Annotated in this window: 11 protein-coding genes; 9 read left to right on the forward strand and 2 right to left on the reverse strand. The window is 62.7% G+C overall.

From position 1 onward, the window contains the following. The first annotated feature begins 259 nt into the window (after window positions 1-259). From GT613_RS08310 to GT613_RS08340, 7 genes are all read left to right on the forward strand, one after another. On the forward strand, window positions 260-937 hold the full coding sequence (locus GT613_RS08310; protein WP_086414261.1) for a nucleoside triphosphate pyrophosphatase: 678 nt from the start codon (window positions 260-262) through the stop codon (window positions 935-937). A gap of 355 nt (window positions 938-1,292) precedes the next feature. Beyond that, entirely contained in the window at window positions 1,293-1,835 is a 543-nt protein-coding gene (gene hpt, locus GT613_RS08315) for a hypoxanthine phosphoribosyltransferase (RefSeq protein WP_009305259.1), read from the forward strand. A 148-nt stretch (window positions 1,836-1,983) separates the two neighbouring features. Next, window positions 1,984-4,236 (forward strand): ATP-dependent zinc metalloprotease FtsH, encoded by a 2,253-nt coding sequence (ftsH, locus tag GT613_RS08320; RefSeq protein WP_015761444.1) that lies wholly within the window; start codon window positions 1,984-1,986, stop codon window positions 4,234-4,236. Then, complete coding sequence (gene folP / locus GT613_RS08325; protein ID WP_015761443.1) at window positions 4,233-5,540, forward strand: dihydropteroate synthase; 1,308 nt, start codon at window positions 4,233-4,235, stop codon at window positions 5,538-5,540. The genes ftsH and folP overlap by 4 nt, the downstream gene beginning before the upstream one ends. A gap of 14 nt (window positions 5,541-5,554) precedes the next feature. Next, entirely contained in the window at window positions 5,555-6,568 is a 1,014-nt protein-coding gene (locus GT613_RS08330) for a biotin--[acetyl-CoA-carboxylase] ligase (protein ID WP_009609083.1), read from the forward strand. A 130-nt stretch (window positions 6,569-6,698) separates the two neighbouring features. Beyond that, window positions 6,699-8,429 carry an FAD-binding protein gene (locus tag GT613_RS08335; RefSeq protein ID WP_015761441.1) on the forward strand — a complete coding sequence of 577 codons (1,731 nt, stop codon included), beginning with the start codon at window positions 6,699-6,701 and terminating at the stop codon, window positions 8,427-8,429. Further along, window positions 8,426-8,794: a cytochrome c3 family protein gene (locus GT613_RS08340; RefSeq protein WP_009609084.1), complete on the forward strand. Its 369-nt coding sequence runs from the start codon at window positions 8,426-8,428 to the stop codon at window positions 8,792-8,794. Before GT613_RS08335 ends, GT613_RS08340 begins: the two co-directional genes overlap by 4 nt. 71 nt (window positions 8,795-8,865) lie before the next feature. On the opposite strand, the gene GT613_RS08345 is transcribed toward GT613_RS08340, so the two are convergent. Then, the gene (locus GT613_RS08345) at window positions 8,866-9,663 is read right to left on the reverse strand and encodes a MerR family transcriptional regulator (RefSeq protein ID WP_086414262.1); all 798 of its coding nucleotides are present in this window, start codon (window positions 9,661-9,663) and stop codon (window positions 8,866-8,868) included. A gap of 162 nt (window positions 9,664-9,825) precedes the next feature. On the opposite strand from GT613_RS08345, the gene GT613_RS08350 reads away from it, so the two are divergent. Continuing rightward, on the forward strand, window positions 9,826-11,334 hold the full coding sequence (locus GT613_RS08350; protein WP_009305252.1) for an MATE family efflux transporter: 1,509 nt from the start codon (window positions 9,826-9,828) through the stop codon (window positions 11,332-11,334). 124 nt (window positions 11,335-11,458) lie between these two features. Continuing rightward, window positions 11,459-12,052, forward strand: coding sequence for a biotin transporter BioY (locus GT613_RS08355; RefSeq protein ID WP_009305251.1), 594 nt, complete (start codon window positions 11,459-11,461; stop codon window positions 12,050-12,052). A 113-nt stretch (window positions 12,053-12,165) separates the two neighbouring features. Here GT613_RS08355 and GT613_RS08360 read toward each other — a convergent pair whose 3' ends face one another. Next, on the reverse strand, window positions 12,166-13,278 hold the full coding sequence (locus GT613_RS08360; RefSeq protein ID WP_009305250.1) for a 3-oxoacyl-ACP synthase III family protein: 1,113 nt from the start codon (window positions 13,276-13,278) through the stop codon (window positions 12,166-12,168). Window positions 13,279-13,430: the final 152 nt, after the last annotated feature.

Genomic DNA, 13,430 nt, shown 5'->3' on the forward strand with positions numbered 1-13,430 from the left:
TGCGATATCGCAATGATTATTGAAATCGATGAGGGACGGCTTATGCGTTCTCAACGATATCGCGTACGCGCGTTCTCTTATCGCAGCGCATCGCGACGATTGTTTCACGTGAAACAATTCGGTGAGATGTGTAGCAGGGAGAATCGGGGAGGAGTTTGCGGTCGGGGTCAGAGTTGCCCGCGCTTGCGTCTGGGCGCTTCGCGTGGAACCTGCGTGCTCTTGGTGCAACGCTTGCGCCCGCTGCGCTACAATACCGCGCATGGAAAACGAACAGAACACTTCATCGGCCGCTTCGTCTGCCGACCCCGTAACGCCCGCCCTCGACATCGTGCTGGCCAGCGCGTCGCCGCGCCGCAAGCAGCTGCTCGAAGACGCCGGCGTGCGCTTCGTCGTGCACGCGTCCGAGGTGGACGAGACCTTGGAGCCCGACCTCCTGGCCGATCCGCCCGAGGCGTGCAAGAAGCTGGCCGAGCGCAAAGCCGGCGCCGTGGTGCAGGAGGTGCTGGCCGAAGACTACACAGGCATGGCCGCCGTCATCGGCGCCGACACCATGGTGGTGTGCGAAGGGGAGATATTCGGCAAGCCCGTCAGCCTGTCCGACGCGAAGCGTATGCTGCGCTGCCTGTCGGGTCGCACGCATGAAGTGCTGACGGCTGTATCCGTATGGATGGTGGCCGCGCCCGAGCCCGAGAACATCTCGCTGGGCTTCCGCACGTTCGTCGATCGCTCGGCTGTGACGTTCCGCGAGCTGACCGACGAAGAGATCGTCGACTATCTGCGCAAGGGCGAGTCGTTCGACAAGGCCGGCGCCTATGCCGTGCAGGGGGCCGGAGCCGATCTGGTGGCGCGCGTCGACGGCGCGATGGACACCGTCATCGGCCTGCCCGTAGGTCGTTTGCTGGAGGAGTTCCCGGACTTCGCGGGTTCGGCGTCCTGACGGACGGCGAACGACTCGACGCTGGGCGGCTGCGCCGCCCGATCTCTCAGTCGAGTCGAGGGCTCGCACATTGAGATGCGCTTCGCCTGCGCTCTCCCCACGATCCCGCGCGCCGCAACCGCCCTTGCTGACTTGCTGCGCCAGCCTATGGCATTTTCAACCTATCGTCCCAGTTCCCATTGCGAAATGTAAAAATCGTGACAGGCAGGCTGGCGTTACCGTATCGTCTCCTTTTCCCGGAGAGGCAATGGTACACTAGCTGAATTCAAGGTAAGCGTGACGCTCTCGCCCATTGATCTCGCAGATTGATCAGGGGCGATAGCAGAAGCGAAATGCGACGATAGAGGTTAGGAACGTGCACAACGACATTTCGGAGATCCTGTTCACCGAAAAGCAGCTCGCCGATCGCGTAGGCGAGATAGGCGCAGCCATTACGAGCGATTACGCCGACGTTGCCGACGAGGGCATCATCCTGATCTCGGTTCTGCGCGGTGCCGCTATCTTCATGGCGGATCTGGCGCGCAAGATCGAGCTTCCGCTCGAAATGGACTACATGGCCATCTCGTCGTACGGAAACGGCGCCAAGAGCTCCGGCGTGGTGCGTATCCTGAAAGACCTCTCGTCTCAAATCGAAGGGCGTCACGTCATCGTGGCCGAGGATATCCTCGACTCCGGTCTTACCCTGACGTACTTGCTGAAAAACCTGTCGTCGCGTCAACCGGCTTCCATCGAGGTAGCCACGCTTCTTCGGAAGAAGACGCTTGCGCAGGCGAAGATCGATTGCAAATATATCGGTTTCGAGTGCCCCGATGAGTTCATCGTGGGTTACGGGTTGGACTATGCGGAGCGGTATCGCAACCTGCCCTACATCGGCATCTTGAAGCCGGAGATTTACTAGCGAAGCTACCTTGGCGGTCGACCGGTTCGGCGTTGCCGAGTCGCGTCGTGCTAAGGGTATGCGGCATCGGCCGCATGCGATGACGGGCGGGCACGCGGGTCTGTCCGTCTCGCAGCGCGAGTCGGTGAGAAAAGGAAAGTTAGACGCTATGGCACAGCAAAACAAACAATCGCAGTTCCAGCAGCCCAGCCCGAGGACGACCATCATCTCGGTGGTTCTGTTCATGCTGGTGGCCTTCTTCGTGGGCCAGCAGTTCCTGAATATGTCGTCCGCGGGCGCCAAGCCCACCGACCGCCTGATCACGTCCGAGTTCGTGCAGGCCGTCGAGCAGGATCGCGCGACGAAGGTGGTGTACAACGCCGGCGACTACACGGTGTCGGGCTCGTACTATCCCGCCATCACGGCGGGCTCCACCGGCGCCGATGCGTTCAACGAAGCCTTCCAGGCGCTCAACGCGCGCATGGCCACGCTGAAGAACCCCGAGACGGGCAAGGCGCTCGGCGGCGTGGGCACCACCGACATCAACGGGGCCACGCTGGGCGTGGAGCGCAACTTCACGTCCACCTATTACGGCGGCTCGCTCGGCGACCTCATGGCGGCGCATCCCAACGTGCCGTACGAGGTGGCGCTGCCCAGCCCGTTCGTGGAGCTGCTCGGCACGCTGCTGCCCTTCATCATCATCGGCCTCATCCTGTTCTTCTTCTTCAACCAGATGCAGAAGGCGAACAACTCGCAGATGAGCTTCGGCAAGGCCAAGACGAAGAAGTCCATCGAGGAGCGCCCCGACGTGAAGTTCTCCGACGTGGCCGGCGTCGACGAGGCCGTCGAGGAGATGCAGGAGATCAAGGACTTCTTGGCGAACCCGGCGAAGTACCAGTCCATGGGCGCGAAGATCCCGCGCGGCTGCCTCTTGGTGGGCCCTCCGGGCACTGGTAAAACCCTGCTCGCGCGCGCCGTCGCCGGCGAGGCGGGCGTGCCGTTCTTCAGCATTTCCGGCTCCGACTTCGTCGAGATGTTCGTCGGCGTGGGCGCGTCTCGCGTGCGCGACTTGTTCCAGCAGGCGAAGGATGCCAGCCCGGCCATTATCTTCATCGACGAGATCGACGCTGTCGGCCGCCAGCGCGGCACGGGCCTCGGCGGCGGCCACGACGAGCGCGAACAGACGCTGAACCAGCTCCTGGTGGAGATGGACGGCTTCGAGAGCAACGACTCGGTGGTGCTGATCGCCGCTACGAACCGCGCCGACGTTCTGGACCCGGCGCTGCTGCGCCCCGGCCGCTTCGATCGCCAGATCGTGGTGGACGCGCCCGACGTGAAGGGCCGCGAGAAGATCCTGCAGGTGCACTCGAAGGACAAGCCCATCGGCAGCGACGTCGACCTGTCGAAGGTGGCCAAGCTCACGCCGGGCTTCACGGGTGCCGACCTGGCCAACCTCATGAACGAGTCGGCGCTGCTCACCGCGCGTCGCGGCAAGAAGATCATCACGCAGCAGGAAGTGTCCGAGTCCATGGAGCGCGTCATCGCCGGGCCCGAGCGCAAGGGTCGCGTGCTGGACGAACAGACGAAGCACACCATCGCGTACCACGAGAGCGGTCACGCCCTGGTCGGTCACCTGCTTCCGCACGCCGATCCCGTGCACAAGATTTCGATCATCTCGCGCGGCCGAGCGCTGGGCTACACGCTGTCCATCCCCAAGGAGGACAAGGTGCTCAACTCGCTCGGCGAGATGCGCGACGAGTTGGCCGTGTTCATGGGCGGTCGCGTGGCGGAGGAGATCTTCTGCGACGACATCACCACGGGCGCATCGAACGACCTCGAGCGCGCCACGAAGATGGCCCGCGCCATCGTCACGCAGTACGGCATGAGCGCCGAGCTGGGCACGCAGGTGTTTGGCCAGCCGAACCACGAAGTGTTCCTGGGCCGCGACTACGGCAACACGCAGGACTACTCGGAGGAGACGGCGAAGCGCATCGATGACGAGGTCGCCCGCATCATGAAGGACGCGCATGATCGCGCCTATGAGATTCTGGCAAGCCATCGCGAGCAGATGGATCTCATGGCCAACGTGCTGCTTGAGCGCGAAACGGTGGAAGGCGAGGCGTGCCTTGCCCTGCTGGACAACACGTGGGACGAGTACCTCAAGCACGAGGACGAGATCATCGCGGCCAAGGAGGCCGAGGAGGCCGCCGCGCGCGCCCGCGACGAGCATCTGGCCGACCCGAACTGGAAGGAAGAGCCGGTCGAGCCGGGCGACCAGGATCCGAATCCGCCGTACCGCGAGCCTGCGGAGGGCGACGGCGACGATGCGCCCGCATCTGCTTCGTCGACGTCGGACGAGGCGCCTGTCGACGCTCCGGCTCCGCAAGCCCCTGAGCAGAAAGGCGACGGCACCGAACGATGATCTGGCGCTGCGCAACCTATGAGTTCGATACGAGAATGCCCATCGTCATGGGCATTCTCAACGTTACCCCCGACTCCTTCTCCGACGGAGGCCAGCACGACGGCTTCGATGCCGCGCTGGCTCATGCCGAGCGCATGGCGGAGGAGGGAGCCCGCATAATCGATGTGGGCGGCGAGTCCACGCGGCCCGGCGCCGCGCCGGTGTCCGTGGACGAGGAGCTGGCGCGCGTGCTGCCGGTGGTGCGCGCATTGGCGCAGCGCGATGTGTGCGTGAGCATCGATACGCGCCACGCCGAAGTTGCGCGCGCGTGCTTGGAAGCGGGCGCGGCCATCGTGAACGACGTGTCCGGCTTCCGCGACCCCGCCATGGTGGATGCGGTGCGCGACAGCGATTGCGGGCTGGTGGTCATGCACATGCAGGGCGACCCCTCGACCATGCAGAACGCGCCTTCGTATGACGACGTGGTGGCCGACGTGCGCGAGTGGCTGCGCGACCGGGCTGCCGCTTTGGAGGCTGCGGGCGTCGCGCACGACCGCATCTGCATTGACCCCGGTCCCGGCTTCGGCAAGACGCCGTCGCAGACGCTGGAGCTGGTGCGCAACTTCCAAGAGTTCGTGCGTCTGGGCTACCCAGTGATGGTGGCGGTGTCGCGCAAGAGCTTCTTGGGCTGGGCGTACGGCATCGACGAACCTTCTGCGCGCGACGAGGTTTCGGCTGCCGAGGCGCTCATGGCCTGCGAGCTGGGAGCCAGCGTGGTGCGCGCGCACAACGTGGCGGCCACGGTTGCCGCGCTCGAAGGGCTGCGGCCCTACGCGCTCATCGGCATGGGCTGCAACGTCCCGCTTGTGGCCTCGCCCGGCGAGGAGCGCGAGGGCAAGATCGCCATGCTCAACCAGGCCATCACCGAGCTGTGTTCGCTGCCCGACTCGCAGATCGTCGACATCTCCAGCTTTTACGAGAGCGAGCCGGCCTACTACCTCGACCAAGATTCGTTCGTGAACGCCGTGGTGCTTTTGCGCACAGGTATTCCGCCGAAAGAGCTTCTGGGCTACCTGCATGCGGTGGAGAACAGCCTGGGTCGTGTGCGCGAGGTTCGGAACGGGCCGCGCACGTGCGACCTCGATATCCTCGACTACCAGCTGTACGTCGTGGATGCCGATGTGCTCACGTTGCCGCATCCGCGCCTGCTGGAACGCGATTTCGTAGTGCAGCCCCTGTTGGAGCTGCTCCCTGGCCACGTGCTTGCCAATGACGTGCCGGTTAGCGTCGATGGGGTTACGGTGGGGAAGAGCGTGCGGCTGTGAGCAAGGGGCGCTCTGTGCCCTCGTTTTGCGTCGACGGCTCTTCGTCGCTCCGGAAAGGCGATGCGCGTGTTTCGGAATTTGGATTCGGCAACGAGGGGGAAGGCGGTTCGCCGAGCGGCTTCCCGTTTCGCATCGCTCTGCACGAGGAAGTTGCATCGACGAACGACGAAGTCAAGCGCGCGTTGGAGGCGGGAGAGCCGGAAGGCCTCGTCGTCCGCGCGCTTCGCCAGGTTTCCGGTTACGGCCGGCAGGGTCGTTCGTGGACCAGCCCGGAAGGCGGACTGTATTGCTCGCTGTTGTTGCGCCCCCAGGTGGCGCCGCGCGAACTTCCCACGTTGAGCCTGGTTGTGGGCATGGCGGTGCGCCGCGCACTCGTTGCGCTGGCGGGCGCGCGGGCTGAGGAGGCCGTGCGCATCAAATGGCCCAACGATGTGGTGCTGGCACAAAAGGCGCGCTATGCACGATTTCCTGAAGCAACCGAAATTCGCGACCTGGGGTTTTCCGAATCTGGGAAGGAATTAGGGCAGAAAAATCGTGCACAGCGGTTATTTTGTGCCAACGAAGGCGATGCTTGCAGTGCGCGAGACGGCCGAGCGCCTGATTTCGCGAAGCTTTGCGGCATCTCGCTCGAGGCGCACGGCGGCGGCGTGTGCGTGGGCGTGGGCGTGAACGTACTGCCGCCCGACAAGCGCCCCGACGTGGGAGGCAAGAATCGTCCTGCGTACGTGGCCGACCTCGCGGATTCCGTTGCCGCGCCGGCCGTCGCTGTCGAAGCAGTGCTCGAAGCGCTCCTCGCCGCCTTCGCGCCGCTGTACGGTGTATGGCGGCGCAACGGCTTCGCACCGCTTGTGGACGAGTTCAACGCCTACTCCAGCTTGAACGGACAAAACGTTCGCATGGTCGATCGTGCGGACAATCTGCTGGCGGAAGGGGCGGTTGTGGGCGTCGACGCTCAAGGCCGTCTCGTGCTGCGTAGCGAATCCGGCATCGAAACCGCAATCTCCTCCGGCGAAGCGCACCTCGTGTAGCACGCTCGTTCTGTCGAAAAGCCCGTCGTTCTCTTTGAATCTCCTGCTTGACCCTCGACATGGTTCAGGGTCTACCGTTGTCCCTGCGCCCTGAGCGGCGTCAAGAGGGAACGTACGTAAAGGAGGAGAGATGGAACAAGCCAGATTGTCACGGCGAGACTTTCTCAGAGGAGCGGGGTTAACCGGAGCTGCGGCAGCGGGCATGCTCGCGTTTCCCGGAGCAGGCAAGGCGTTTGCGGACGACGGGGCTGCCGATGCGCAATCAACGGAGGCGACGGATTCAGGCAACGAGTATTCCAAGGCTCTGGGTGACGATGCGTCGCTGTGCCCTCTGCGCAAGGCTGATTTTCCCGGTCCGCGCGGGCCGATCGCGTTCGAGGATCGTGATATCGCCGAATCTGAGATCAGCTCTACCGAGGAGTGCGAGGTTCTCATCATCGGCGCCGGCATCGGCGGGCTGATGGGCAGTTTGAAGGCGGCCGAGGAGGGCGCGAAGGTCATCACGTTGGAGAAGATGACCGAGGGACGCTCGGCGTGGGAGAGTTTCGGCGCGGTGGGCGCGAAGTTCCAAAAGGAGCAGGGGATTGATATCGATCCTGCTCAGCTGCGCGATGAGATCTACCGTGCTGCGGATTGGCGCGTCGACCCCTGCTCCATCGAAACGTACGTGAACCGGTCGGGCGAAGTAGCCGATTTCTGGCAGGATATGCTCGACAAGGGTGGTTCGGGTTGGCAGCTGTACAAGTTCGACCAGGCGCCGAACTACAACGGTTTCCCCGTCATCGACAGCTACGTCAACTTCAAGATGCCCGAGGGTATCAGCACTACGTGGCTGTTCGGCCTGTACGTGTGCAAGGAGCTGCGCGCGGTTGCCGAAACCTACGACAACCTGGAGATTCGCTATGAGATGCCCGCCGTGCAGCTCATCCGCGAAGACGGCGGTCGTGTGATCGGCTGCATCGCTAAGAACGGCGACGGATACGTGCGCATCAACGCATCCAAGGGCGTGTTGCTGGCCACGGGCGGCTACGACGCGAACCCTGAGATGATGCAAGCGTGGGTGCGCCCTGAAGACTACGAGTCCTCTGTGTGGTGGAATCCCAGCTGGGGAACCACAGGCGACGGCCACATGATGGGCCTCAGTATCGGCGCGGACATGGACTCATTGCCGCATCCGGTCATGAACTTCAGCAACGCCACCCCGTCCACGTTCGTCGAGAAGCGCGTGTACTTCCCCGGCGCTATGAACTACTCGATCATCGTCACCGAAGAGGGCAAGCGCTTTGTGAACGAGAACCAAGCGCGCCAGTACATGTCGAACGCCATCAACGTGCAGAAGCGCCGCGGCCATCAGTGTTTCCATATCTTCGACCAGGCTATGATCGCCTCTGCGTTGGAGAAGGAGCCGAGCGCCGAGAAACAGCTTGAGCGCGACGAGGCCAAGGGCCATCTGTTCCGCGCTTCGTCCTTGGGCGAGCTAGCGTCTAAGGCGGGCATCGACGCCGCCGCCCTTGAGGAAACGGTGGCGCGCTACAACAGCTTCTTCGAGGACGGCTTGGAGCGCGACCCCGACTACTACCGTTACACGGGCAACAACAAGCCTTTCACGGGTGAGACGTACTATGCCTTGGTCACGAACAGCGTCATCCTTGCCACGGTGGGCGGCCTCACCATCAACGGCGACACCCAGGTGCTGGACAAGGACGGCAAGGTTATTGAAGGACTCTATGCCACGGGCAACGTGTCGGGCAACTTCTACGCAGGCAACTACCCGCGCCATATTCCCGGCACGTCGGTGGGTCGTGCGGCGACGTTCGGCTACGTGGCGGTAGAGCATATGTTGAAAGGAGGCCAGGCATGAGTCGGTCTACCTTGCGTCTGGACATTATGATTGCCCTCGTGGCGGTTGCGTTGGTGGCGGTGTTCGCGATAGCGGGTTGTGCGCCGCAACAGGCCGATTCCGGGTCGAGCGAGGGTACGAAGACCCAAACGGTGTCGAGCGAGGCGGGCGCCTACGTTTCCGACGAGCAGTGTCTCAGCTGCCATGGCGGTAGCTACGAAGCGCTTGCCGAGCGCACTGCTGACCTGGGTGATTGGAATCCGCATGATTCCCTGCACGGCGGCTACAATGCATGCGTGAACTGCCACGAGAAGGACAAAGAGATCACGTTCAACTACTGCGAGAACTGCCATGTGTACGCGCCTGACGAAGAGGTGCTGTACTAGCAACGCGGTTCTTTCCCTCCCTTGAAGGGCTTCGTCGCGTTCGCTGCGCCGAAGCCCTTTCCTTATGCACTTCAGCTGACGGGCACGTACAGAGTTTCGATGTCGCTTCCGAATCCGTCGAGATTGAGGAAGGAGGGGAAGAGGATGATGTCGTTCCTCACTCGATAACCGTGGCTGTCGAGGTGTTCGAACAGGCTCGTGAACGTTTCCTTCTGCACGCTTTCCGTTCGGGTCGCTTGTCTTCTAAAGCGAATGCATTTTCCCAAGCAGAGGCGCTTTACCTGCTTTCGCGCCCCTTCGTCAAGGCGGTAGCTCTCGTGTTCGGGCATGGTCATGACATAGTCGGGGTTGATCGTTGGGCGGTTGTCCAGCAGGTCGTCTCGCTTGATGATGCGTGCACAGCTGGTGATGCTCAGAAGGTTGTAATACTGCGAGATCGTTTTCTCGTGCTCGAGCGAGACATGGAAGTCTCGTCCGTATGAAGAGTTGATGTACACCTGATCGGCGGCATCCACCAGTTCGAACTCTAAACCAGGTTCAGACTGTATCGCGCCAAGGGTGCTTTCAAGCCGTCTTAGTCGGTACGCGATCAGGTCGGCTTCGTGCATGAGCTTTTCTTGTTGATGCAGCAGTGACCGCTCGAACTCTTCTGTGCCTTGTTTCGCGTCGAGCATAGCGACCGCTTCATCGATGCTGAACCCGTATTGCAGCAGCACACGAAATGCGTTTGATTTGAAGGCATCTTCGGGGGTGAATACTCGGTAACCGTTTTCCTGACGATCCGAGAGAATCAAGCCGTGCTTCTCGTAGAAACGGATCTTCGATTGCGGCAGGCCTGTCATGGCCGAGAATTCCTTCATCCGGTACATGCTTCCCCTGTTCTCCATGTAACGTGGCGATGTTGCTCAAATATAGCATACGCGGTGCGGCTTTACGGTGTATCCGATTTCCAGGCTGTGCGGCGGCGAAAAGATGGGTTACAATGTGCCGTTCCTCGAAATTGGAGAAGCTCGAAAGGCAGCGGCGAACTCATGGAATCAGAAGCAACGAACCCCTCTCTCGACCTCAGTGAAGAACGTGCCGGAGCGCCGATCGGCAAAGATCCGAAGCGCACGGGCCGCGACGATAAAGTCAGCCGCATGGGTACGGCGTCCATTCCGCGGCTTATCGTGGAATTCGCCATCCCTTCTATCCTGGGCATGCTGGTCAACGGTGCGTACAACGTCATCGACTCCGTCTTCCTGGGGCAGGCCATGGGAGAGATCGGCCTTGCCACCGCCACGGTGGCCATGCCCATCATGACGGTGTTCATGGCTATCGCCATGCTCGTGGGCAACGGCGGCAACGCGCTGGCGGCGCTGCGCATGGGCGAGGGCAACCGGGTGGAGGCCGAGCGCAGCCTGGGCAACACGGTGTGCTTGTCTCTCGTGTTCGCGGTGATCGTGGCCGTGCTCATGCATATTCCCGCCTGCGTCAATGCGCTGCTCGGCGTGTCGGGCGCCACGGCGGAGGATTGGGAGTACGCTCGCTCGTTCATCCAGATCATCTCGCTGGGCTTCGTGTTCCAGTGCATCGGCATGGGCGTGAACAACTTCATCCGTACGGCCGGCGCACCGAACCGCGCGCTGGGCACCATGATCATCGGCGCGGTATCGTGCACGGTGTTCAACTTCCTGTTCGTCATGGTGCTGGGCTGGGGCGTGCAGGGCAGCGCGCTGGCCACGGTGTGCGGCCAGGCCATCTCGTGCGCCACGGTGCTGTGGTACTTCATCGTTACGAAGAACGTGCCCATGAAGCTGCATCTGCACTACCTGCCGCTGCATCTGCGCACGGTGCGGCTGATTCTGTCGCTGGGTCTGGCCAGCTTCGCCGTACAGGCGGGCATGGCCGTGGTGAACTTCGTGCTGAACAATCTGCTGAACATGTACGGCGCCATGAGCCCGCTGGGGGCCGAGGGGGCGCTCGCGTCTATCGGCGTGGTGCAGCGCGTGGCCATGTTCGCGGTGCTGCCGCTGATCGGCGTGTCCATCGCCATCCAACCGCTGCTGGGCTTCAACTACGGCGCGCACCTGTTCGAGCGCGTGAAGAAGACGCTATGGTACGGCATCTTCGGGGCGACGGGCATCGGTTTGGCGCTGTGGGCGCTCGTGCATCTATTCCCCGAGCAAATCGTCGGGTTCTTCGGCATCACGAACGAATCGCTGCGCGACTTCACGGTGTTCGCCCTCAAGGTGCAACTGCTCATGCTGCCCTTCATCGGCTTCCAGATCGTGGGCTCGAATTACTTCCAGGCAACCGGGCAGCCGCTCAAGTCCATCTTCTTGTCGCTGACGCGCCAGATACTGTTCCTGGTGCCGCTGCTCATCGTGCTGCCGATGGTGCTGCCCAGCTGGTTCCCGCAGTTCGTCAGCCTCGACGCGCTGTACTTCGCCACCCCCGCGGCCGACTTCCTGGCCATCTTCACCACGGTGGTGTTCATCGTCTTAGAGATGGGACGCTTGAAGAAGCTCGAGAGCGGAGAACTGAAAGCGAAGTTCTAAGCCGCTCGTATCGCGCATCCAGATTGTCACCCTTGCTTAAACCCCGCGGTTCACAAAACTGCGGGGTTTGCTTATAGTGCGAGGCTGCTGAAAACGAAGGATCGTCCTGGAAGAGGAGCGGAGCATGGAAGCAAACAAGGTGAAACAGGGTTCTATGGGGACATCGCGCACGCGCTCGATCGCGTTCGTCGCGTTGACTATCGCCCTCTTGGGCGTGTCCGCATGGGTGTCCATCCCGATCGGGCCGGTGATGCTGACGCTGCAGATGTTCGCGGTCATGTTCGCAATTATGGTGCTCACGCCGAAGCAGTGCATGGCTTCTATCGCCGGCTACCTGGCGCTAGGAGCTATCGGTTTGCCGATGTTCTCAGGCATGCGCGGCGGTATCGGCATGTTGATGGGACCGACGGGCGGATACCTGTGGGGATTTCTGCTGGCTGCGGCGGTTGCGCTGCTCGTTCGCGAGGGTCTGAGGCGTGCGATAGGCGAGAAGGGGGTTTCGGGTCCGATGGCGATCGTGGTCGACATGGTGGCCTGCTTGGCGTTCATCATCGTGACGTACGTGTGCGGATGCTTCCAGTACGCTGCTGTGGTAGGCGTCGATTTGGCGGCAGCTTTCATGGTGACCATCGCGCCCTTCGCCGTGCCCGACTTGCTGAAGGCGGTGGCCGCTGTGCTATGCGCTCGCGCTGTGCTTCGAGCTCTGCCCAAGCGGTAGGAAACATCGATCACCAAACGAAACGGGCGCCTTCGGGCGCCCGTTTCGTTTGGTGATCGATGGCAGAGGGACGTGGTCGATATCTCATCCCTCTGCCATGCTCGCTTGCTGATTTACGCTTCCAGCAGCACCGCGCCGGAGGTGAAGCCGCCGCCGAATGCGACGAGCACCACCTTGTCGCCGCGCCTGATGCGGCCGGCGTTGTACGCGTCGCATAGAGCCATAGGCAGGCTGGCGGCCGACGTGTTGCCGGTGTGGTCGATGGACAGCTGGAAGAAATCCATCGGGCGCCCCAGCTTCTTGGCGGCGTACTTGATGATGCGCTCGTTCGCCTGGTGGGGCACGATGCAGGCGACGTCATCCAGCGTGAGGTTTGCGCGGTCGAGCGCCTCGTGCACGGCCGTGGTCATGGCCTCGGCGGCGAACTTGAACACCTTGGGGCCGTCCATGCGCAATACCTGGCGCGGTTCGCCCGCGTCGACGAATTCGGTAATGCCCAGCTCGGCATCGATACGGGAGAGCGATGCGTCTTCGGGGGCTTCGGGCGACGCGCCGTCGATGTCGAACGGCAACGGGGCGTCGTAGGCAAACGAGCAGGTGAGCGCGTTCGTGTCGTCGTCGGCGTTCGTGATGAAGCTGCTCATGATGCCAGGTCGGTTCTCGTTCCACTCCAGCACCGCCGCGCCAGCGCCGTCGCCGAACAGCACGCAGGTGTTGCGGTCGCTCCAGCCCGTCACGCGCGTCAGGCGCTCGGCTCCCACCACGAGCGCGCGGCGAACGGGGTTGCGGCCCGCGGCACCGGGCGCTCCGGCGGTCGAACCGGCCATCATGCACTCGGCCACGGTCAGGCCGTACACGAAGCCCGTGCAGGCGGCGTTCAGGTCGAACGCAATGGCGTTCTCGAGACCAAGGCGGCGGCGCAGCAGCCCGGCGGCCGAAGGCACCAGCACGTCGGGCGTGATGGTGGCGTAGATGACGAGGTCGATGGAAGCGGGGTCGATGGCCTCGTCGCCCTCGCGCCAGCCGCCGTCGGCAAGACCCAGCGCTTGGCGGGCAGCGGCTTCGGCCAGATCGGTAGCGGTTTCCTCGACGGCAACGTGGCGCGATCTGATGCCCGTGCGCGTGCTGATCCATTCGTCGTTCGTGTCGACGAGCGCTTTCAGCTCGTCGTTGGCCACTTCCAGCTTCGGGAGGGACTTTCCGCATCCGATGATCGTGCTGCCCATGCTGCTCCGTCCTTGGCCGCGCTTTCGAGGCGCGCCTTCAATGCTTTGATAATCAAACTAAATGGATTATAGCAAGCGCCCGCCATCCCGTGTGCGAAACCCAAGCGACCTTCACAAAGGGCGGGCGATGCGTGCCAAGCATGGATGGGCGG

The organism is Eggerthella sp. BIOML-A4 (assembly GCF_009875575.1).
Lineage (GTDB): Bacteria > Actinomycetota > Coriobacteriia > Coriobacteriales > Eggerthellaceae > Eggerthella > Eggerthella lenta.